Origin of the sequence: Amycolatopsis sp. A1MSW2902 (genome assembly GCF_017312175.1) — a bacterium.
GTDB classification, from domain to species: domain Bacteria; phylum Actinomycetota; class Actinomycetes; order Mycobacteriales; family Pseudonocardiaceae; genus Amycolatopsis; species Amycolatopsis nivea.
Map to the genome: position 1 here is coordinate 6664064 of NZ_QJPO01000001.1, position 20724 is coordinate 6684787.

20 protein-coding genes and 3 tRNA genes are annotated in these 20724 nt (G+C 68.1%); 9 read left to right on the forward strand and 14 right to left on the reverse strand.

The features are described from left to right. The first annotated feature begins 74 nt into the window (after positions 1–74). Positions 75–953 (forward strand): SGNH/GDSL hydrolase family protein, encoded by an 879-nt coding sequence (locus DMP23_RS30785; protein WP_443111300.1) that lies wholly within the window; start codon positions 75–77, stop codon positions 951–953. Positions 954–1393: 440 nt separating this feature from the next. Here DMP23_RS30785 and DMP23_RS30790 read toward each other — a convergent pair whose 3' ends face one another. From DMP23_RS30790 to DMP23_RS30815, 6 genes are all read right to left on the reverse strand, one after another. After that, positions 1394–1792, reverse strand: a complete 399-nt coding sequence (locus DMP23_RS30790; RefSeq protein WP_238603393.1) for a MaoC family dehydratase — start codon at positions 1790–1792, stop codon at positions 1394–1396. Next, a complete protein-coding gene (locus tag DMP23_RS30795; protein ID WP_037816309.1) occupies positions 1789–2238 on the reverse strand; it encodes a MaoC family dehydratase N-terminal domain-containing protein in 450 nt (149 codons plus the stop codon). The genes DMP23_RS30790 and DMP23_RS30795 overlap by 4 nt, the downstream gene beginning before the upstream one ends. Before the next feature lie 125 nt (positions 2239–2363). Next, the gene (gene rpmG / locus DMP23_RS30800; RefSeq protein ID WP_005152047.1) at positions 2364–2528 is read right to left on the reverse strand and encodes a 50S ribosomal protein L33; all 165 of its coding nucleotides are present in this window, start codon (positions 2526–2528) and stop codon (positions 2364–2366) included. Positions 2529–2577: 49 nt separating this feature from the next. Then, positions 2578–2650: transfer RNA gene (locus DMP23_RS30805), tRNA-Met, on the reverse strand. Between the two features lie 51 nt (positions 2651–2701). Continuing rightward, positions 2702–2774: transfer RNA gene (locus DMP23_RS30810), tRNA-Thr, on the reverse strand. Positions 2775–2853: 79 nt separating this feature from the next. Then, positions 2854–5475, reverse strand: a complete 2622-nt coding sequence (locus tag DMP23_RS30815; protein ID WP_037816310.1) for a putative bifunctional diguanylate cyclase/phosphodiesterase — start codon at positions 5473–5475, stop codon at positions 2854–2856. A 249-nt stretch (positions 5476–5724) separates the two neighbouring features. Here DMP23_RS30815 and DMP23_RS30820 point away from each other — a divergent pair, with 249 nt between their 5' ends. From DMP23_RS30820 to lon, 4 genes are all read left to right on the forward strand, one after another. Continuing rightward, positions 5725–6666: a GNAT family N-acetyltransferase gene (locus DMP23_RS30820; RefSeq protein ID WP_037816311.1), complete on the forward strand. Its 942-nt coding sequence runs from the start codon at positions 5725–5727 to the stop codon at positions 6664–6666. 35 nt (positions 6667–6701) lie between these two features. Further along, positions 6702–7550: an SAM-dependent methyltransferase gene (locus DMP23_RS30825; RefSeq protein ID WP_037816312.1), complete on the forward strand. Its 849-nt coding sequence runs from the start codon at positions 6702–6704 to the stop codon at positions 7548–7550. Further along, a complete protein-coding gene (locus DMP23_RS30830) occupies positions 7547–8371 on the forward strand; it encodes an SAM-dependent methyltransferase (protein ID WP_238603396.1) in 825 nt (274 codons plus the stop codon). The genes DMP23_RS30825 and DMP23_RS30830 overlap by 4 nt, the downstream gene beginning before the upstream one ends. A gap of 87 nt (positions 8372–8458) precedes the next feature. After that, positions 8459–10861 carry an endopeptidase La gene (gene lon, locus DMP23_RS30835; RefSeq protein WP_337823240.1) on the forward strand — a complete coding sequence of 801 codons (2403 nt, stop codon included), beginning with the start codon at positions 8459–8461 and terminating at the stop codon, positions 10859–10861. A 63-nt stretch (positions 10862–10924) separates the two neighbouring features. On the opposite strand, the gene DMP23_RS30840 is transcribed toward lon, so the two are convergent. The 3 genes from DMP23_RS30840 to DMP23_RS30850 form a co-directional block, all read right to left on the reverse strand. After that, on the reverse strand, positions 10925–11572 hold the full coding sequence (locus tag DMP23_RS30840; protein WP_337823241.1) for a hypothetical protein: 648 nt from the start codon (positions 11570–11572) through the stop codon (positions 10925–10927). Positions 11573–11587: 15 nt separating this feature from the next. Next, a complete protein-coding gene (rfbA, locus tag DMP23_RS30845; RefSeq protein WP_037816316.1) occupies positions 11588–12469 on the reverse strand; it encodes a glucose-1-phosphate thymidylyltransferase RfbA in 882 nt (293 codons plus the stop codon). A gap of 73 nt (positions 12470–12542) precedes the next feature. Continuing rightward, entirely contained in the window at positions 12543–13691 is a 1149-nt protein-coding gene (locus DMP23_RS30850; RefSeq protein WP_337823242.1) for an exo-alpha-sialidase, read from the reverse strand. Positions 13692–13889: 198 nt separating this feature from the next. Here DMP23_RS30850 and DMP23_RS30855 point away from each other — a divergent pair, with 198 nt between their 5' ends. From DMP23_RS30855 to DMP23_RS48105, 3 genes are all read left to right on the forward strand, one after another. Further along, positions 13890–14591, forward strand: a complete 702-nt coding sequence (locus tag DMP23_RS30855; RefSeq protein ID WP_337823243.1) for a hypothetical protein — start codon at positions 13890–13892, stop codon at positions 14589–14591. A 252-nt stretch (positions 14592–14843) separates the two neighbouring features. Next, positions 14844–15398, forward strand: a complete 555-nt coding sequence (locus DMP23_RS30860; RefSeq protein ID WP_337823244.1) for a hypothetical protein — start codon at positions 14844–14846, stop codon at positions 15396–15398. Then, the gene (locus tag DMP23_RS48105; protein ID WP_443111301.1) at positions 15395–15742 is read left to right on the forward strand and encodes a toll/interleukin-1 receptor domain-containing protein; all 348 of its coding nucleotides are present in this window, start codon (positions 15395–15397) and stop codon (positions 15740–15742) included. Before DMP23_RS30860 ends, DMP23_RS48105 begins: the two co-directional genes overlap by 4 nt. Before the next feature lie 679 nt (positions 15743–16421). Here DMP23_RS48105 and DMP23_RS30865 read toward each other — a convergent pair. Beyond that, positions 16422–16913: a YajQ family cyclic di-GMP-binding protein gene (locus DMP23_RS30865; protein WP_009072171.1), complete on the reverse strand. Its 492-nt coding sequence runs from the start codon at positions 16911–16913 to the stop codon at positions 16422–16424. A 118-nt stretch (positions 16914–17031) separates the two neighbouring features. Here DMP23_RS30865 and DMP23_RS30870 point away from each other — a divergent pair. Beyond that, positions 17032–17113 (forward strand) — tRNA-Tyr (locus DMP23_RS30870). Between the two features lie 153 nt (positions 17114–17266). On the opposite strand, the gene DMP23_RS30875 is transcribed toward DMP23_RS30870, so the two are convergent. From DMP23_RS30875 to DMP23_RS30890, 4 genes are all read right to left on the reverse strand, one after another. Beyond that, positions 17267–18562: a tyrosine-type recombinase/integrase gene (locus tag DMP23_RS30875; protein ID WP_337823245.1), complete on the reverse strand. Its 1296-nt coding sequence runs from the start codon at positions 18560–18562 to the stop codon at positions 17267–17269. Positions 18563–18633: 71 nt separating this feature from the next. Next, positions 18634–18822, reverse strand: a complete 189-nt coding sequence (locus DMP23_RS30880) for a helix-turn-helix transcriptional regulator (protein ID WP_337823246.1) — start codon at positions 18820–18822, stop codon at positions 18634–18636. A gap of 287 nt (positions 18823–19109) precedes the next feature. Continuing rightward, a complete protein-coding gene (locus DMP23_RS30885; protein WP_337823247.1) occupies positions 19110–20258 on the reverse strand; it encodes a DUF3631 domain-containing protein in 1149 nt (382 codons plus the stop codon). A gap of 15 nt (positions 20259–20273) precedes the next feature. Continuing rightward, positions 20274–20651 (reverse strand): hypothetical protein, encoded by a 378-nt coding sequence (locus DMP23_RS30890; RefSeq protein WP_337823248.1) that lies wholly within the window; start codon positions 20649–20651, stop codon positions 20274–20276. Between the last annotated feature and the right edge of the window lie 73 nt (positions 20652–20724).

Genomic DNA, 20724 nt, shown 5'->3' on the forward strand with positions numbered 1-20724 from the left:
GTAAGCGGGTCGTCGGCGACGGGCGGGACCGGTAAAACGGTCGGGTGGGGGCAAACAAAAGCGGTGGATGCGGGTTGCTCGTCCTCGTGGTCGTGGGGGCGCTGCTGGCCGTCGGCTACTACAAGTCGAAGCACGACTCGTCGACCGCACCGCCGTCCGGCGCGGACACCGGCGGCGGCAGCGGCCGGTACGTCGCGCTCGGCGACTCGTACACGTCCGCGCCGCGCACCGGGAAGCAGGCGGGCTCGCCGGCCGGATGCGCGCGGTCGGACAACAACTATCCGCACCTGGTGTCGGCGAAGCTGAAGCCGGCGAAGTTCGTGGACGTCAGCTGCAGCGGCGCGACGACCGAGGACTTGACCGACACCCAGTCGACCCGCAACGGCTCGAACCCGCCGCAGTTCGACTCGGTCACCGCGGACACGACGCTCGTCACCCTGGGCATCGGCGGCAACGATGTGGGATTCATCTCACTGGCCCAGACCTGTGTGACCTCCCATCAGAGCGCCTCGCCGTGCAAAGACCGGCTCACCGCGGGTGGCAAGGACGAACTGGCCGACCGGATCAGCGCGACCGCGAAGAAGGTCGGCACCGCGCTCGACCAGATCCACAAGAAGGCCCCGAAGGCGCGAGTGGTGGTCGTCGGCTACCCGACGGTCCTCCCCGACGGCGACGGCTGCTGGCCGGTGCTGCCGCTGGGCTCCGGCGACGTGGCGTATCTGCGGGACGCGCTCGGCAAGCTCAACGACGCCCTGTCCGACCAGGCCAAGTCCCACGACGCCGGGTTCGCCGACACCGCCGCGCCGAGCAAGGGGCACGACGTGTGCGCGAACTCGGACGTCAAGTGGGTCGAAGGGGTGATCCCGACGTCCTCGGCCGCGGCCCTGCACCCGAACGCACGGGGCGAGGCGGGGATGGCTGACGTGGTGGAGTCGGTGCTCGGGGTGCACTGAGACCGACCCAATGTGGCGTTGGGTGCGTGCCGCGCACCCAACGTGGCATTCGGTGCGTCCCGCGCACCCAACGTGGCATTCGGTGCGTCCCGCGCACCCAACGTGGCATTCGGTGCGTCCCGCGCACTCAATGTGGCATTCGGTGCGTCAGATGCACCCAACGCCACATTGGGGCGATCAGGCTGAGCTGCGGGCTCGTAAGGAGCGGGCGAGAGCTGCGGTTTGCGGCGGGTTCCCGGTAGCGCTCGCCGGGCCGCTGCGGAGCACCGGCTGGCGAGGCTGGCCGCGTGGCTTCGCTTCCCCGAAAGTCCGTGAAGGGCTCCTTGAGGGAATCTGATTCCCTCAAGGAGCCCTTCACGGACAGCAGCAGCACGCCGGGACCCGTGGCGGCAGGACCGGCCACGGAGGAACCGCTAGGCGCGGAAGCAAAGCCGGGTTGCTCAGGGGCGGACGAGAGCCTGCGGTTTGCCCAGTACGGTCTTGCCCTCGAACTTCACCGTCAGGTCGATCCGGGCCAGTCCCTCGTCGGTCAGGGCGCCGACCTTGGCGGTCACCTCGACCAGTGCGCCCTCGTCGTTGTCCGGCACCACGACCGGGCGGGTGAAGCGCGTGCTGAAGTCCACGAGGCGGGCCGGGTCGCCGAGCCAGTCGGTGACGATGCGGCCGGACAGGGCCATCGTGAGCATGCCGTGCGCGATCACGTCCGGGAGGCCGACCTTGGTCGCGAAGTTCTCGTTCCAGTGGATCGGGTTGAAATCGAGCGAGGCCCCGGCGTAGCGGACCAGCTGCGCGCGGGTGATGCGGAGCTCCAGCGGAGGCAGTTCGTCGCCGACGTTCACGCTTCCGCCCCCCGAACCACGAGCTGCGCCCGCGTCGTGCACACGAGTTTGCCGTCCGCGTCGGTGATTTCCGCGCGGAGGTTGATGAAGTCGTTGCCCGCCCGCGCCATGATCGACTCGATCGTGGCCGAGATTTCGAGCTCGTCGCCCGCGTGGACCGGGCGTTCGTAGCGGAAGCCCTGGTCGCCGTGGACCATCCGGGAGTAGTCGAGGCCGAGCGCGGGGTCGGTCACGATGCCGTTGATCTTCGGCAGGTTCAGGATGGTGAGGAAGGTGGGCGGCGCGAGCACGTCCGGGTGGCCGGCCGCGCGGGCCGCCTCCGGGTCCCGGTACACCGGGTTCGGGTCGTCGATCGCGTCGGCGAACTCGCGGATCTTCTCCCGGCTCACGAAGTACTTGCTGTCCGACGGGTACTCCCGCCCGGTGAACGACTGGTCCAAAGGCACGCGAAGAAGGCTAACCGAACCCGGCGGCCGTCCCGCGCGGGTGCCTAAACCCGTCGGTAACAGCGAAAAGCCGCCCCGGCGAGTGCCGGGACGGCTTTTGCGAAGCTGGTAAAAGACCGCCTGCGTCAGCGGGTCTCTTTGTGAGTCCGGTGCGTACCGCAGTTCGGGCAGAACTTCTTCATCTCCAGGCGATCCGGGTTGTTGCGCCGGTTCTTCTTGGTGATGTAGTTGCGGTGCTTGCACTCCTCGCACGCCAGCGTGATCTTGGGTCGCACGTCGGTGGCAGCCACAGCGTTTCCTTCTCTCTCAGATCCGGGGGCCAGCCCCGTCGTTACCGCGTAGCGGTGGCCGGACTTGAACCGGCGACACAGCGATTATGAGCCGCTTGCTCTGCCAACTGAGCTACACCGCCCTTACATGACCCAAGCCGCGACACGCTAACGTGACGCGGCTAGAGGTCGAGAGCCCCTTTACGGAATCGAACCGTAGACCTTCTCCTTACCATGGAGACGCTCTGCCGACTGAGCTAAAGGGGCCTGCCTCTCGCGAGGACTTGGAAAGATTAGCAACCCCCTTCACCCGCACGTGCAACCGGGGTCGGTTAACCGCAAAACCTCAGGTCAGCAGGGTCAGCACGGTCTCCGAGTGCCGTCCCGGCGAGCGTGCCGTGCGGGCCTGCAGCCACGCCTCGAGGCGGTCCTCCGGCAGCGGCCGCGAGATCAGATAACCCTGGGCGACGTCACATCCCATCGCCTCGAGCTGATCGCGCGCCACGTCCTCCTCGACGCCTTCCGCCACGACCGTCAGACCCAGCGAGTGCCCGAGTTCGACAATGGACCGCACCACTGCGAGGTCGCCGAGATCCGTGCCCATGCCGAGCACGAAGCTCTTGTCGATCTTGACCTGGTCGACCGGCAGCTGGCGCAGGTACGCGAGCGACGAGTAGCCGGTGCCGAAGTCGTCCACCGCCAGCACGATGCCCAGCGAATGCAGCTCGCGCAGGATCGGCAGCGCCTTCTGCGGGTCGGACATCACGCCGGACTCGGTCAGTTCGAACGTCAGCAGCTCCGGCGGCACGTCGAAGCGTTCCAGTTCGCGCTGGACCTTCGCCGGGAAGTCGTCGTCGGACAGGTTCCGCACCGACAGGTTCACCGCCGCGGAGATCCGCAGGCCCTCGTCGAGCCACTTGCGCACGCGCTTCAGCGATTGCTCCAGCACGAACGACGTCAGCACCCCGATCAGGCCAGCCGCCTCGATCGCGGGCACGAACTCGTCCGGGCCGAGCCTGCCGAACTCCGGGTGCACCCAGCGCACGAGCGCCTCGACGCCTTGCACCTGCCGGTTCGGCAGCGTCACCTTCGGCTGGTAGTGCACGGAGACGTGGCCGTCTTCGAGCGACTGCCGGAACTGCGTGACCATCTGGAACCGGCGCAGGAAGATCTGTCCCATGCTCGGCACGTAGCCGCGTACTTCCTCGCCGCCGCGAGTGGCGCGGACGGCGACGTCGGCACGCTGCAGCAAGCCGTCGACGTCAACCTCGCCGGCGTCGTCCACGGAGCTGGCGTAGCCGATCATCGCGTTGGCCTCGACCGACAGCCGGTCCACCGGGTACGGCTCGGACAGCTGCACGCGAAGCCGTTCCGCGGCGCGGTGTGCGTCTTCGATCGTGCAGTCCACGAGCAGCGCGGCGAAGGACGCGCCTTCGAGCCGGGCGAGCGGGACGTCCGGGCCGAGTGCGCCGCGGATGCGGGTGCCCGCGGCGACGACCATCCGGTCCGCCCACGAGTAGCCGAGCGCGTCGCTGACCGTGGAGAACACGTCGAGGTCGATCCGCAGCACCACGACCTCCGCCGATTCGCGCAGCGGATCCCGCGAGACCTGCTGGAATCCGGGCCGGTTCAGGTGCCCGGTGAGCGGGTCGTGGTAGGCGTCGTGGCGGAGCGTGGCGAGCAGCCGCCGGTTGTCGAGCGACGTCGCGAGGTGGCTGGCCATCGTGCCGAGCAACTGGACGTCGTACTTGCCGAAACCGCGCCAGCGCGAGAGCCGGTCGTGCGCTTCGACGACGCCGAGCAGCCGGTTCGCGCTGCGCAGCGGCACCACGAGCGCTTCCTGCGCACTGCGTTCCAGCAGCGCCGCGCGGACGTCCGGGTTGGCCTCGGTGATCCGGAAGTGCCGCACGTGCGCGCCGGGCAGGCGCAGCAGCGGGTCGTCGCTGGCCGGGTCCGAGGCCGGGAGTTCGTTGCCCGCGACCACGACGCGCATCGGGTCTTCGGGCTCGAGCCGCAGCCGGAGCACGACGCGTCCGGCGGCCAGCTGGTCCTTGATCCGCTCGGCGATCGTGGCCCATTCGCGCACGTCGACGCCGCCCACCAGTTCCTCGCCGCGGCTCGCCGGACGGGCGGCGGCCTGCTGTCCGGACCGCGCGACCATCAGGCTGACGTCGGACAACGCTTCCATGTCCCGCTGTTCGCGAAGCAGATCGGAGTACGCCCAGTACAGCGCGGTCAGGCCGAGGAACACCGCCAGCACCAGCGGCCAGGCCTGCGGGGTGCTCGCGATGACGAGGTAGCCGGTGAGGCCGACCGAGGCGTTGACGAAGCCGACCACGAGGATGCGGCCGGTCAGCCGGATCGCGGTGCTCACGCGCATCCGGCGGCGCAGTACGCGCACGGCGGCCAGCGCGAGCAGCGTGCTGACCAGCGGCGCGGTGAGCGTTCCGGCGAGCGCGGCGACCCACGGCATGGTCGGCCCGCCGCCCATGGCCAGGTGCACGAGCCCGGCGACGGCGAACGCGCCGGTGATTTCGAGCAGGAACGCGCCCGCGTTGTAGAGGACGCGGCCGGCGACCTTGCGGGCCAGCAGCGTGCCGATGCCCGCCACGAGATGCGCGGCGAGCACCACTTCGAACGGGGCGACGAAGAAACCGATTACCAGCGGAATCTCGGTGAACGAGATGGTCCACGAGATGCCGCTGCGGACGTCGACGTTGATGCCGAGCTGTTCGGCGAGCAGGAACGCGACCGCGAGCACCGGGCCGATCCACCAGAGCTTCGCCGAGCCGTGGAACGGCAGCCAGGCACCGACGGCGAAGGCCGCGAGCAGGCCGAGACCCAGCACGAAGAAGGTGTAAACGCGGAAGCGGCTCTCGTCCGTGCGGCCTTCGGCCGGTGCGGAGCCAGCACCTCCCGAGCCCATCGCCTCCGGCGCGGTACCGGGATGGGCGTTGCTGTCCGGCATCCGACCTTCCTTCCCGGCTGCCCGGTCGCGCTCGTCCGTGACGTCAGGTGTGGGCGAGGGCGCCACCTTACCCCGTAGGGCGTACCGGCGTCCCTTTCGAGACAGTAGGAGATCACCCCAGGGTTAACAATGGGCGTTCTTCTCTGACCTGCGTGGACCAAGGAGTGAAACTCCCGGTTCGCCCCGGAACCCCCGGGCCGGGGAGTGTTCTGGGGGTCTTTTCCGGCCCGGTCGGCGGACAATGGCGGCATGCACAACGACGTGACAGCCACCGGGCATGCGGCGCGCATCGCCACGGTGGACGCGCTGCTTCCCGCGCCACTCCCCTTCGAGGTCGGAGGGGATTCCGTCCTGCTTTCCGCCGAGGTCGGCGACACCACCGCGGCCGGTCTGACCACCTGCACCGGGCTCGGCCCGGACAGCCCGCGGTCGATGTGGCGGGCGCTCGTCGAGCACCGGCTGGAGGTCCAGCTCGCCGGTCCCGATCCGGCCGCCGGACTCGACGCGTTGCTCACTCGATGGGATGAACACCTGCGGTCCCTCGCCCGAGTGGGGGATACGGAGTGCGCCGCGGTGCTCTCCCGGCCCAGCCGCGACACCGCCGGGGCCACCGAACTCCTCCGGCACGGCTTCGCCCCGGTCGGCGTGCTCGCGGTGCGTCCGGCGCAGCGGATGGCCGCCGGACCCGACGCGACGCCGGGCGTCTGCATCCGGCACGCGACCCCGGACGACCTCTCCACCGCGGTCGCGCTGCAGCTCGAACTGCAGCGGTACGACGCGCAGTTCGGCCGGATCACGCTCCGTCCCGGCGTCGAGGAGCTGATCGCCAAGGAACTGCTGCACCACCTCGAACGGCCGGAGCCGCAGGTCTGGATCGCGGAGCTGTACGGCCAGCCGCTCGGCATGGTCGTGCTGCAGATGCCCGACGAGACCGGCTGGATCCGGCACCGGGTGGCCGCTTCCCGCGTGGGTTACCTGTCGTCGCTGGCGGTTTCCGAGGCCGCTCGGTCGTCCGGTGTCGGCACCGCGCTGGCCGCGCACGCGCACCAGGTCTTCGACGAGGCGGGCGCGGATGTCGTGCTGCTGCACCACGCCGTGGCGAACCCGCGATCGACGCCGTTCTGGTACGCGCAGGGCTACCGGCCGCTGTGGACCGGCTGGCAACGCCGGCCCGCCGTGCGTTCTCGCTAGTCTGGCGCGGTACGGCCTGTTCGAGGGGAGTCCCAGTGACCGAAAAGCCCGACGCTGCACCGAAAGCGCCGGAAGGCGTCGATGTCGAGAAACCTTCGGCCGCGCGGGTCTACGACTGGTACCTGGGCGGCAAGCAGAACTGGGCGGTGGACCGGGAATTCGGCCGCAAGGTCGAGAAGATGTGGTCGCTCGCCCGGCCCGGCGCGAAGCAGAACCGCGAGTTCATGAACCGCGTGGTGCGCGCCGCGCTGGACGCGGGCATCCGGCAGTTCCTCGACCTCGGCTCCGGCGTGCCGACCGCGGGCAACGTGCACGAGGTGGTCGAGGCCGCGCTGGGCGACGACGACGAGGCCACCGTGGTCTACGTCGACTACGAGCCGGTGGCCGTGGCGCACGCGACGCTGATCCTCGAGGACGAGGCGGCCACCGACTGGGCCGGCATCGTGCAGGCGGACATGCGCGATCCCCGGGCGGTGCTGAACCACCCGCGCACCCGCGAGCTGATCGACTTCGACAAGCCGGTGTGCGTGATGCTGATGGCGGTGCTGCACTTCGTCGGCCCGGACGACGATCCGGACGCCGTCGTGCGCGCCTACCGGGACAAGCTCGTGTCCGGCAGCTGGCTGGCGATCTCGCAGATGAGCGAGGGCGACGGCAGCGGTCCCGCGCTGGAGGGGCTGCGCTGGTTCGTGGAGCAGTACCGCAAGACGAGCAACCCGATGTGGCTGCGCGACCGCGAAGAGATCGAGCCGTTCTTCGGCGGCTGGCCGCTGCTGGAGCCGGGGATCACGCATCTGCCGGACTGGCGGCCGGAGCGCGAGCTGAACGCGGTCGAGGCGGAGGCCCGTCCGTTCGCCTGGTGCGCGGTGGCGCGCAAGCCATGACCGCGCCGGACGCACCGCGGGGCGTGGACGTCGACAAACCGTCCGCCGCCCGGATCTACGACTGGTACCTCGGCGGCACCCAGAACTGGGCGGTGGACCGGGAATTCGGCCGCCGCGTCGAGAAGGTGTGGCCGCTGATCCGGCCGATGTCGCGGGAGAACCGGGCGTTCATGAACCGGGTCGTGCGAGCCGCGCTCGACGCGGGGATCCGGCAGTTCGTTGACCTCGGCTCGGGCGTGCCGACGGCGGGCAACGTGCACGAGATCGTCCGCGATCGGCTGCCGGCGAGGGTCGTGTACGTCGACTACGAACCGGTCGCGGCGGCACATTCGCGGGTGATCCTCGAAGGCGAGGACGCGACCGACTGGGCCGGGATCGTCGAACGCGACATCCGCGATCCGGAAGCGATCTTCGCCGACGAGATCACCGAGGAGCTGATCGACTGGTCGCAGCCGGTGTGCCTGCTGATGATCACCGTGCTGCACTTCCTCGGCCCGGGCGACCGGCCGGAAGAGCTGGTCGCCGCCTACCGCGACCAGCTCGCGCCCGGGTCGTGGCTGGCCGTCACGCACGGCACCTGCCGGGACGACGCGCCGCCGGAACGGGCCGCCGAGGTCCGCGCGTTCGTCGACGCGTACCGGGACACGTCGAACCCGGCGTACCTGCGCTCGGACGAGGAGATCCTGCCGTTCTTCGGCGGCTGGCCGCTGCTGGAGCCGGGGATGAGCGCGCTGCCGGACTGGCGGCCGGACGAGCCGGTGTCGGAGTTCGCCGCGGAGGTCCGGCCGTTCGCCTGGGGTGCCGTCGCGGTCAAGCCCTGACTTCTCTCCCAGCGAACACTCCCTGGGAAACAAACCCGCCCTTCGGAGAGTTGAGCACTGCAGACTCAACTTATTCGAGGAGTGCACATGTCCGACCCCCGCCTCCTGCCCGTCCTCCCGCTCGATGACGACGTCGTGCTGCCGGGCATGGTGGTCCCGCTCGACCTCGGCGACGCAGAGACCCGGGCCGCAGTGGAGTCCGCTCAAGCCAAGACCCCCGCGACCGCGTCGTTCCCCGGGATCCGCTCGGGCGCGGCGAGCAAGGCCGAAGTCCTGATCGTCCCGCGCGTGCACGGCGAGTACGCCGAACTGGGCACCGTCGCGACCGTCGAACGGATCGGCCGCGTTCCCGGCGGCAAGACCGCCGTGCTGCTCCGCGGCACCTCGCGCGCTTCCGTCGGCCGGATCGCCGACGGCCCCGGCGCGGCCCGCTGGGTGCACGCCGACTCCGCGGACGAGACTTCCGACGACCGCACGGCGCAGCTCGCCGCGGAGTACAAGGCCGTGGTCATCTCGGTGCTGCAGCAACGCGGCGGCTGGCAGATGATCGACGCCGTCCAGCAGGTCGAGGATCCGTCCGCGATCGCCGACCTGGCAGGCAACGCGCCGTACCTGTCCACCGACCAGAAGCTGGAGCTGCTGAGCGCGCTCGACGTCAGCGCCCGGCTGGAGAAGGCCCTCGAGTGGAGCCGGGAGTACCTGGCCGAGCTGGAGGTCACCGAGACCATCCGCAAGGACGTCGCGGACGGGATGGAGAAGCAGCAGAAGGAATTCCTGCTGCGCCGCCAGCTCGAAGCGATCCGCAAGGAACTGGGCGAACTCGACGGCACCGCGGCCGACGACGACTACCGCGCCCGGGTGGAAGCCGCCGACCTGCCGGACGAGGTGCGCAAGGCCGCGCTGGCCGAGGTCGACAAGCTGGAGCGGACGTCCGAGCAGTCGCCCGAGGGCGGCTGGATCCGGACCTGGCTCGACACGGTGCTGGAGCTGCCGTGGAACGAGCGGACGGAAGACGTCTACGACATCGCCGCCGCGCGCGCCGTGCTCGACGCGGACCACGCGGGCCTGGACGACGTCAAGGAACGGATCATCGAGTACTTGGCCGTGCGCAAGCGTCGCGCGGAATCGGGCCTCGGCCCGGTCGGCGGACGGCGTTCCGGCGCTGTGCTCGCGCTCGCCGGTCCTCCCGGGGTCGGCAAGACGTCGCTGGGCGAATCGGTCGCGAAGGCGATGGGGCGCAAGTTCGTGCGCGTCGCTTTGGGCGGCATCCGGGACGAGGCCGAGATCCGCGGCCACCGGCGCACGTACGTCGGTGCGCTGCCGGGCCGGATCGTGCGGGCCATCAAGGAAGCCGGCTCGATGAACCCGGTCGTGCTGCTCGACGAGATCGACAAGGTCGGCGCCGATTACCGCGGCGACCCGACGGCCGCGCTGCTCGAAGTGCTGGACCCGGAACAGAACCACACGTTCCGCGACCACTACCTCGAGGTCGAGCTGGATCTGTCCGATGTGGTCTTCCTGGCGACGGCCAACGCGCTGGAGACCATCCCCGGCCCGCTGCTGGACCGGATGGAACTGGTGACGCTGGACGGTTACACCGAGCACGAGAAAGTCACCATCGCGCGGGATCACCTGCTCCCCCGCGAACTCGAGCGAGCCGGTCTGGCGTCCGGTGACGTGGTCCTGACCGACGACGCGTTCAGCCGGATCGCCGCGGAGTACACCCGCGAAGCCGGAGTGCGCGACGCGAACCGGACGATCGCGAAGGTGCTGCGGAAGATCGCGACGAAGGTGGCTTTGGGTTCGGTATCGCTGCCACTGTCGATTGCGGCGGCGGACCTGGAGACCTACCTCGGCCGCCCGCGGCACGTACCGGAATCGTCGCTGCCGACGGCGACCCAGCGGACGTCTTTGCCAGGCGTGGCAACGGGTTTGGCTGTCACCGGCGCGGGCGGGGACGTGCTGTACATCGAAGCGTCGCTGGCCGATCCGGAGAGCGGGGCGTCGGGCCTGCAGCTGACCGGGCAGCTGGGTGACGTGATGAAGGAGTCGGTGCAGATCGCGCTGTCGTACCTGCGTTCGCACGGTGCGGAGCTGGAACTGCCGGTGGGAGACCTGCGAGAGCGGGGAATCCACGTACACGTCCCGGCAGGCGCAGTGCCGAAGGACGGTCCTTCGGCGGGCATCACGATGACGACCGCGCTGGCGTCGCTGCTGTCCGGCCGGGTGGTCCGGGCCGATGTGGCGATGACCGGCGAGGTGTCGCTGACCGGACGGGTGCTGCCGATCGGCGGGGTCAAGCAGAAACTGCTGGCCGCGCACCGGGCGGGGATGAAGACGGTGATCATCCCGCAGCGGAACGAGCCGGATCTGGATGACGTGCCCGCGGAGGTGCTGTCGCAGCTGGAGGTGCACGCGGTGGCAAACGTGCGGGAGGTGCTGGAGTTGGCTTTGACACCAGCATCTTCGGAGGTTCGGCAGGCGGCTTGACCGTAAGTCCGTGAAGGGCTCCTTGAAGGAATCTGAGTCCCTCGAGGAGCCCTTCACGGCACGTCAGGAGAAGTCGACCTTCTCCCATTCGAAGCCTTCCACCCAAGACGAGTCCTGCGCGGCAAAACCGGTGAACGCCGTCACCACCTCCGCCAGGCTTCCGACCTCCGTGCGGTAATGCCGCTCCGGCGTCCCGTCCCGGCGCTCCAGCGCGAACTTCCCCCGCGGAGCCGCCGCGAACTTGCCCTGTCCTATTTGGACATAATGGTCGCCGCGTTCCAAGACGGCGTACCAATTCTTCGCCGACAACCGGCCCAGCGCCGTCTTGATCCCTGCTGCGTCAGGGTTTTCCACGCGGGAACCGTCGCACATGGTCAGGTCCAGCACGCTCGGCCGGTGCACCTCGCCGGTCTGCGGATTGAACACTGTCAAGCCGTGTTTTCGTGCCAGGTCAAGGACAACACGCGTCACCGCAACCGCGCGCGAGTGTTGGATCGCCAGTACCGCGCCATCGCCGGAGAGCTCGATCGCCGCGTTCCACGGGGATTCTTCGGGGTCCTCGGCCTCGTGCAGTTCCGGGTATTTCGCGGTCAGGTCGCGGTAGAACCCGTCCAGCTCCGGAGCAGCCGAGCCAGAGCTGTCGCAAAGGCTGGCGTAGCGGGCTTGCGGATCCTCGGCGTCCCCAGCCCATACCCCCAGGTCGTAACTCACAAATTCCCCTCCGGGTCAGCCCTGCGCCCCCGCGAGCAAGGCCACGTTCATCACGTACTCGCCATATCCGGACTTCGCCAGTTTGGTGCCCAGCGCGTGGCATTCGTCCGCGCTGATGAAGCCCATCTTCAGCGCGACCTCTTCCAGGCACGCGATCCGCACCCCGGTCCGGTGTTCCAGCACCTGCACGAACTGTCCGGCTTCCAGCAGCGAATCGTGCGTGCCGGTGTCGAGCCAGGCGAAACCGCGGCTCAGCTCGATCAGTTTCGCGCGGTCGCGACGCAGGTAGGAGAGGTTGACGTCGGTGATCTCCAGCTCGCCGCGCGCGGAGGGCTTCAGGTTGCGGGAGATGTCGACGACCTCGTTGTCGTAGAAGTACAGCCCGGTGATCGCGTTGTTCGACCGCGGCTTCTCGGGCTTTTCCTCAATGGACAGCAGGGTGCCGTTCTCGTCGACCTCGCCGACGCCGTAGCGCTCGGGGTCCTTCACCTGGTAGCCGAACAGGACGCAGCCGTCGAGGTCGGTCGCGGCGGTGCGCAGCGTCGTGGAGAAGCCTTGGCCATAGAAGATGTTGTCGCCGAGCACCAGCGCGACGGAATCGTCGCCGACGAAGTCCGCGCCGATCACGAACGCCTCGGCGAGACCGTTCGGGCTCGGCTGTTCCGCGAACGAGAAGGAGAGCCCGAACTGGCTGCCGTCGCCGAGCAGGCGGCGGAAGTTCGGCAGGTCGGCCGGGGTCGAGATGATCAGGATCTCCCGGATCCCGGCCAGCATGAGCACTGAGATCGGGTAGTAGATCATCGGTTTGTCGTAGACCGGCAGCAGCTGCTTCGACACGGCCTGCGTGATCGGATGCAGACGGGTTCCGCTGCCCCCGGCGAGCACGATGCCCTTCACAGCCCCTCCTCAATGCGGTGGTGGTGTTCACCGTACCGAGTGAGCATGGAGGCCGTCCGGGGCTTCGCACAACTCAGAAAGCCGGGCCTTTCCCGAAGAACGCCTGGCAGCCGTGCGCGTACTCGGTGGCGATCTCCAGCACGTTCTTCCCGCCGTCGACCGGCAGCACGGTGGACGAATAGTTGGGGCAGTAGTTGTTGTAGATGCCGCTGATGTGGACCGGCGCGGACAGTTCATACCAGTTGCCGGCGCCGAAGTTGTCGTTGGCCAGCAGGGTCTGCCCGTTTCCGGCCACCGGGGCTCCGTCGGCGGTCGTGTAGATCTGGCCGACCATCACCAGCCGCACGCCGTTGGGGCCGCCGGGGAACAGCGTGGTGGTCTGGGCGTGCTGGAAGTAGTTGCCGCTCGCGGTGTTCACCCTGGTGCCGGGATCGGCCGGATCGCCCCAGTTCGCGCCGTCCGCGGAGATTTTGTAATACGGATCGCAGTAGCGGTCGCGGTAGTTGCAGATCTCGTAGCCGAACCAGTACCGGCCGTCGGGCAGCCTGCGGATGATCGGCATGCCCGGACGCACCCGGGACGGTCCGATGGCCATGGTGAGCTGCTTGGTGCCCCAGTTGATCCCGTCGGTCGAGGCGACGCGGTTGAGCACCTGGCCGTACTTCGGGGCCTGCGTCTCGTCGGCGTAGTGCAGCCAGAGCGTGCCGCCGGCGTCCACAGTGAACTCCGGTTCCCAGACGCCGTCGTGGTTGTGCGACAGCGCGGCCTCGGACAGGTACCGCCAGTTGTGCCCGCCGTCGCGGCTGGCCCACACCTTGATCCCCATCCGGCGCTGCGGTCCCGCGTCCTGCCGGTAGGTCGCCGCCCACAGCAGCGTGCCCGCCCGCAGGCGACCGACCCGCTGCGGCAGTTCGTAGAGGGTTCCGCAGCATTGGCCGGACCTGGCGTCGGGGTCGCGGATCTCGCCGATCTGGTGGAAGCTCGCGCCCTCGTCGGTGCTCTCGAGGATCGGCGCGAACCGGCCGTTGCCGTCCTCGCTGGTCAGCGACGCGATGATGTTCCCGCGCCCGAACGGCGAGTGCTCCAGCCGGATCAGCCGCGGGTACGAGCCGAAGCCGGGGACGAGCAGCTTCCGGTCGGCGGCTTCCGCGACCGGCGCGATCGCGGTCACGAGGACCGCCAGCGAGGTGAGGAAAGCAAGCACGGGAGTCCAACGGCGCATCCAGAAACTCCTCTCACGACCAGCCGGGCGATTACACCACGTGGTCGCGTCGCCACCATCGATTTCGCCTGGTCACCCGCGTGAGTCCACCCCTTCGAGGAGATCACTGGGCTGTTCAGGGCGCCCGTTTCGTAACGACTGGGCGGAGCGTGACGAAAGATCATCCGGAGGCCCCGTCGGGGCAAGCGAGGGGGAATCATGCGCCGCACTGCAGTGCGTCTGGCCGCCGTCTGCGCGGCGGTAGCGCTCACCGCGTCGTGCTCACTGCAGCCGAGCGGCATCGGGGCGATCGTGTACCCGATGGAAGACGAACCCAGCGACTCCCCCGCGCCGGTTCTGCCTCCGCCGCCGCGCCCGGAGAAGCCGCGCCTCGCCGAGAACCCGACGGAGACCCACCAGGGCAAGAACAACGCGACCGTGCCGCTGACCTGGCCGTCCGGGGTCGCGGGATTCCTCACCTTCGACTGTCCGAAGTGCACCGGCCACATCGCGGTGACGACCGACGGCACCGAAAGCCTGCTGGTCAACGACGGCGACGCCTACCACGGGACGTCCTGGTTCAACGTCTCCCCCGGCGGCAAATCGGTGCACACGCTGACGGTCGAGGCGAAGGGCGCCTGGACCGCGACGATCACCGATTACCGCGGAGTGCCGCCTGTCGAACCGGGCAAGCCGTACAACGGCCACGGGGACGCGGTCCTCGCGGTGCCCCCCGGCATGGTCATGGGGAAGTTCTTCACGGGTTCGAAGGGCTCGAACGGAGTCTGGGTGCTGGCCGACGGCTACCCGCATCTGGCGGTGAACCACATCGGCCAGACCACCGAGGAGTTCCCGCTCGAAGGACCCACGTATGTGGCGGTGGAGACGTTCGAGGCGGATTGGACCTTTACCGCCTGGTGAGGTGCTGCGGGACACCGGGAGGGTCCGCAGCACCACCGCTCACTGGCAGTCGGTGAACCACGTCCGATCTGGGTGTGATGCTGCGACGTCGGACTCCGAACTGTGGGTTTGTGCCCGTTGGTAGTGGTCATTGGTCATCGCTGGCGGACGCGGCCTGTACCCGATTTGCACCGGACAGCGAAGCCGTAGAAGCTGGCGCGGTGATGAGGCAGACTGGTCGATGTGGCTCGATCAGGTAGACGCGCAGTAACCATGATCGCAGCAGTCGGACTATCCGCCTGGGTAGCGCGCGAGCTGCGGAATATTTCACGTCAACAGATTGTTTCACCGCACACGCAGCAGGAAATTTCTGACAAGCCATCGTCAGATGCTCTCGATAAGGAGCAGTTGGAACAGCTTCACGCAGCTAGCCTGAAGGCTACCGACTCATGCTTCGAATTGAAGAAGCTATGTGCCACTGTTCTCGTTCCCGCAGGGGTGCTGGTAGCTACTTTTAGCGATAAGAAGCTAAATCCAGCCGTCTTCACGGCCGGATTTATGATCATCATAGCCTTTTGGGTTGCCGATGCGTTTAGTTTCTACTACCAACGACGCCTTCGAGTTCTAATGAAGGAGATTTGGATTCGACGTGCCGCACGCTGCGCCGACGACTACGATCACATTCAAGAGGTAGCTTCGGTGGGCTGGTTTCGCGCGGCATTCAACTCCTCGATGATCTACTACTTGCTACTGACCTTTGTGGTGGGCGTAGCATTGGCAGCCTACTCGCTGGGCTTGCTTGGAATTACAGGCACGAGTTCCGAATGAGCATCTTCGTGAGTTACTCGCGCGCAGATAATACATTGGGGCGACTGGCTCAACTGCGTGACTACCTCACCAGGTACTCCGATGTCTACGTGGATGATCTTGACTGGATGACGTCAGGGGTTGGCCGGCTTGAGTCGGTCTATAGCCACCTGCTAAATGCCTCGGCATTTGTTGCCGTGGTAAGTGAAAGTTACCGAAAGACTGCGTGGACTGCGTGGGAATTTAATTTCGCAACGTCGCATGATATCCCCAAGTTCGCATACTTGCCCGACTGCGATTTGGTTAATGAAAGATCAAAGAAATGGCCGTTTTCTCCTCTTTGTGATGGACTTGTTTCAAATTGAGCTGGTAGCCCTGCGGCATCTCTGAGACCTGCCCGTCCGCCTACGTCCCCGCGTGTCGGCATCCGTCTGCGGAGATCGAGGACGCCCAGTACTACATCGCGCGTCCCGAAGAGGGCCACGCGCTCCACGAGCGATACCGGCCGATCGTCTACCTGGCGGCCGGATGCGACTGGCGTGGCGGCGAGATCTTCGGCATGGAACGCGAGGCGATCGACTTCGACACGATGGAGGTCGAGGTCCGCCATCAGACCAGCGTGATGCCCGGTCGGACACTCCCGAAGACCAGGGACCAGCCGCCGGGTCAACGAACTGCCGACGCTGGTCGCGAACTCCCTGCGCGGCCACCTGGAGTCTTTCCAGGCATTGCTGGAAGAGATCGACCCCGCCAGCCGATTCGGCGGCCCGGCCAACCTCGCGTTCATCCGGGGCGACGGCCGATCCACCGGGCCGACTGGTCGTACATCTAACGTCCGGCGGTCGAGGCTGCGGTGGGACGAACGTCAAGACCGTTCAACTCGCCATGGGCCACACCACGCCCACAGTGACGCTCAACACCTACGTCGGCAACTGGCCAGACGCCGTGGACCAGACACGGACCCTCGTGGACTCCGCGCTCAGTTGTACCGAGGTTGTACCCACGGGCACCCGCTGACGGATACCCGCAGGTCAACCGACAAAATCACCGGTAGTTGGTGAACTGCAGCGCGATCTCGAAGTCCTTGCCCTTCAGCAACGAGATCACCTCCTGCAGCTGGTCCTTCTTCTTGCCCGACACCCGCAGCTGGTCGCCCTGGATCTGGGCCTGGACGCCCTTCGGGCCCTCGTCGCGGATGAACTTCGCGATCTGCTTCGCCTTGTCCGACGCGATGCCCTGCAGGATCTTGCCGCTGATCTTGTAAATCTTGCCGGAGATCGCGGGCTCGCCTGCCTCGAAGGCCTTCAGCGAGATGTTCCGCTTGATCAGCTTCTCCTTGAAGACCTCCACCGCCGCGAGGGCGCGCTCTTCGGTCTCCGACTCGATCGCGATGGCTTCCTCGCCGGACCAGCTGATGCCGGTTCCGGTGCCGCGGAAGTCGAACCGCGTGCCCAGTTCCTTGCTGGCCTGGTTGAGCGCGTTGTCCACCTCCTGGCGGTCGACCTTGCTCACCACGTCGAAAGAGGGATCCGCCACGTGTCCTCACACCTTGTCTCAGCTCGTCAGGGACCCCCAGCGTAGCGCCGGGGGATCCCGGTTGACCGGCCGTCCGGACCGTTGGGTATCCTTCTTCCCGGCCGGTTCGCCCGGCCATGGCAGGTTACCCAAGCGGCCAAAGGGATCTGACTGTAAATCAGACGGCTCAGCCTTCGGGGGTTCGAATCCCTCACCTGCCACACCAGCCAAACCACCCCCGTGACCAGCACGAACCGGTCACGGGGGTGGTTTTGTGTAGTGCGGTTGTGTGCAGGCATGTGCAGCCGTTTCCGGCTGTTCGCCCCACATGCGCCCCACAACCGCCCCCTATTCGTCCCCACGAACTTCGGGGCTCAGAGGCCTCCGAGCGCCTTCGCGACGCGGTCCCGCGCGGTCTGCTCACCGCCGTCTAGGCACTTCGCGTAGACCCGCAGCAGCACCGACAAGCTGTGCCCCGCCCACTTCGCGACGCGCGTCGGTTCCACTCCCCCGTTGAGCCAGGTGGACACGGCGGCGTGGCGGAGGTCATACGGACGCTTGGCGAGCGGCCCTGCGGCCACCTCAGCAGTGAAGGCGCGGGCTCGTGCTGCAGCCCAGACCCGGCCGTAGACCGTGCTCCCGACTCGCCCGCCGTCCCGGGCACCGCGGAAGAGTCGACCGTCCGGCGCGGTGCCGAACCGGGACAGGTGGTCATGCAGGATGGCCGTCAGTTCTGGCGAGCACGGCACCTTCCGTCCTTCCTCTTCCGTCCGGTGCTTCAACGGTCCTTCCTCGGACGCCTGCCCGCTGTCGGTCCACGATTCGTCAACCTCCGGCCGTGCGCTCCCTAGGTTCAGGTCTCCCCACCCGGACTCAGGCAAGTCCAGATCCGGTTTCTTCAAGTTCAGGGCTTCCTCAGGACGCAAGGCCGCGTAGTACATCAGCGCGAAGAACGCGACTAGCGGAGGGCCGGGTTTTCCTGTCTCCTCAACGGCATTGAGCAGCGTCCGGGCCTGAATCGGGTTGACCACTGAGCGCGGGTCGACCTCGTGAAGCACAAACTTCCGCTTCTTTGTGGTGACGGCTCCCAACGGGTTCGACTGCAGGAGTTTCCTTTCGACCACCGCATACGTGATCGTGTTGACGAGAGTCGTCCGTCGAATTCGGACAGTGTTGGTCGCGGCCCGTTGTCCGTCGAGCTTGAGTTCCAGCGCCCGGAGAACGGCGCGAAGCACCGCAGGGTCGGCAAGGTCCCCTACGTTCCTGCTCGCCTTGGCAGCAAAGCTGAGAGCGTGCTTCACCTCGGGAGTTTGGTCTCGGTCCCGCGCGTTTTTGTTGAAGGCAATTTTCAGCGCCGTTCGCAGCACCACCGGTTCACCGGAGTACGTGCTGCGCAGCATCGGCACGGTAATCGTCATCAGGGATTCCGCCAGCGACTTGCGGTACTTCGGCGACGAGTCATCCCACTTCATGTCTGCGTACTCGCACGCGAACTCGAACCACGGCTTCACCTCGACTTCGTCACGGCGCATCGACACTGGCAAACCTGTCTCAACGTCGAATGCCTCGCCCTCGCGCGACGCCGTCACCAGCTTCGAGCGATGGCTGTCAGCCAGGGCGAACGTGCCGAACGTCTCCCCAAATCGTTCGCCAGCAACAACCCAGCGCACTCGGTAGGTGGTCCCCCGCTTGCGCGCGATCGGCTCGATGGCCCAGATTCGGACGTCATGACTAGTCGGCATCAGGCGGCCTCCTCGCAGGTGTCGAGCCAGTTGTCCAGGTCCATGCGGCGGATGCGGATCTCTCCGTTCGGGAGCTTGATGCAGCGAGGCGCGCGCTTCTTGGCGCGCCATTCGTAGAAGGTCCGGCGGGAAATGCTGAGTTCGTCGCAGACTTCGACAATGGTGAGCTGGTGGCGTGGCGTAGCCATTAGTGGTGAGCCCTTCGGGTCGTGCGGCTGGCGTCGGCGATGCGCATGGGCTCTCCCTCAGGTCTGGTCGGGTTGGTCGCTGATGTGGGAGGGGTAGGCGTCCCAGCCGTCCCAGCCGTCCCGTCGCAGGTCAGGCATGGGACGGCTGCTTTCGTGGGACGGCTTGAGCCGTCCCAGCAAGGCCGGGCGGGACGGGTGGTGCCGTCCCGGCGATCGGTGCCGTCCCGGGCGTGAGCTGCGCGGGGACGCTTGGGACGGCAGGGACGCCTACCCCCGCTGGGGGTTGGTCAGGCGGACCGGGCGCGGCGGAGGGGAACAACTCCGGGTGACGCGTCACAGCCGTCCCGCTCCCCCGCCGCCGCGGCTGGGTCGTCGGCGAGGCCGGGGCAGTAGCGCGCCCAGGAGTCGGTGAAGTCGGCGCGGGTGTAGCCCTTGGCTTGCGGGCCGTCGTCGGGGCGGATGTTGCCGGAGCGGATGCCGTACTCGCGCAACAGCTTGGCGAGTTTGGCGGGCGTGAGCCCGGTCGGCCCGTACCCGCACCACGGGGCTTCCGGGTCGGCATTGAGCCGCGCCAGGAGCTGCCCCGTGGTCAGGACTCGCGTGTCACCGAACGCGGCGTGGCAGTCGGCCAGGAGCCGCACGCGTTCGGAGCTGTCGTCGGTCTCGGAGTCGGCGGCGGTGAGGGCGAGGACGGCGCGGCGGGCGCGGTCGGGCCAGTCGGCCCCGGCGTGGTCGGCGACGATGACGAGGGGTTCCCAGGTGTCGGCGGCGCGGTCTTCCACGGGCATCTCCGGTTCGGCGGCTTCCAGGGCGGGCAGGTCGGAGCGCAGCCACTCGGCGAGCTGGTCGGCGAGGGTGCGCAGCGCGGGCCGGTCGCGGCGGTGCCGGTAGGGCGCAACGGTTTCCCCGGGCGCGCGGCGGCGCATCCGGGCGATCACGGCGCGGTCCTCGATGGTGTCGGGCATCGCGCCGATCCCGGCGAGGGCGGCCATGGCGAAGGTGGGGATGGACTCCACGCGGTTGTTGGTGGCGTCGTAGCGCTTGGCCGGGCGGTTGCGCTGGTGCCCGGCGTTGAGCAGCCCGCGCAAGTCCTCGTTCCCGTCCGCCTTGGGGCCGAAGATCGTGTCCGCCTCGTCCACCAGGAGCGTGGGCGGGTCGTTGGTGACGGACCGGTAGACCGCGGCCGGGGAGCTGTTGACCGTGATGAACGGGTTGTGGCAGGTGGCCTCGACGATGTCGAGCAACCGGGACTTCCCGCAGCGCTTCTCCGGGGCGCGGATCACCAGCCGCGGGGCGTGCGCCCACGCCGGTTGCGCGTGGGTGGCCGCGATCCACAGCGTGATGGCGTCGGCGGTTTCGGTGCTGGGCAAGGACACGTAGCGGGTCAAGGCGGTGCGCAGCGAGTCGAGCAAAGCTGCGCCGTCAGTGGCGGTCATGGGTGGTCCTCTCGGTCAGGCGGCGCGAATGCCGGCATGGGCGTTGCGGGCCTCGACCCGCGCCCAGGACGCGGCGGCGGTGGCGCGGATCTGCTGCGGCGTCAGGGCGGGCCGGGCGAACGTCGCGCGGCGGCGGGCGAGTTCGGCGTAGGTCGGCGTCGCCGCGTTGGCGCGCCAGTTCCCGGCGGCGCAGACCGCGTTGGAGGTTTGGCGGGCGGTGCGGCGGCGGTCCCACTCGACCCATTCGGCGAGGAGTTCCGCGACGTGCGGGCTGGTGGTCAGGAGCCGCCAGGCGGAGGCGTCGGCGACGAGGGCGCGGTAGTCGGCGAACGGGATGGTGACCGGCGGGCGGGCCGGTCCGTGGACCGGGCTGCGGGTGGCGTGCGTGGTCAAAGCGTGCTCCCAGGGTTGTGACTCTGCGTGCCTGTTTTTGGGCGCGTTCGCCCAGGGCTAGGGCCGGTCGGCG

What these genes read in the sequence shown, in the direction of transcription:
- DMP23_RS30815 (WP_037816310.1), bottom strand. Translation starts at nt 5,475, where the DNA reads ATGCCGGACAGCAACGCCCATCCCGGTACCGCGCCGGAGGCGATGGGC.
- DMP23_RS30820 (WP_037816311.1), top strand. Translation starts at nt 5,725, where the DNA reads ATGCACAACGACGTGACAGCCACCGGGCATGCGGCGCGCATCGCCACG.
- DMP23_RS30830 (WP_238603396.1), top strand. Translation starts at nt 7,547, where the DNA reads ATGACCGCGCCGGACGCACCGCGGGGCGTGGACGTCGACAAACCGTCC.
- lon (WP_337823240.1), top strand. Translation starts at nt 8,459, where the DNA reads ATGTCCGACCCCCGCCTCCTGCCCGTCCTCCCGCTCGATGACGACGTC.
- DMP23_RS30850 (WP_337823242.1), bottom strand. Translation starts at nt 13,691, where the DNA reads ATGCGCCGTTGGACTCCCGTGCTTGCTTTCCTCACCTCGCTGGCGGTC.
- DMP23_RS30855 (WP_337823243.1), top strand. Translation starts at nt 13,890, where the DNA reads ATGCGCCGCACTGCAGTGCGTCTGGCCGCCGTCTGCGCGGCGGTAGCG.
- DMP23_RS30860 (WP_337823244.1), top strand. Translation starts at nt 14,844, where the DNA reads ATGATCGCAGCAGTCGGACTATCCGCCTGGGTAGCGCGCGAGCTGCGG.
- DMP23_RS48105 (WP_443111301.1), top strand. Translation starts at nt 15,395, where the DNA reads ATGAGCATCTTCGTGAGTTACTCGCGCGCAGATAATACATTGGGGCGA.
- DMP23_RS30880 (WP_337823246.1), bottom strand. Translation starts at nt 18,822, where the DNA reads ATGGCTACGCCACGCCACCAGCTCACCATTGTCGAAGTCTGCGACGAA.
- DMP23_RS30885 (WP_337823247.1), bottom strand. Translation starts at nt 20,258, where the DNA reads ATGACCGCCACTGACGGCGCAGCTTTGCTCGACTCGCTGCGCACCGCC.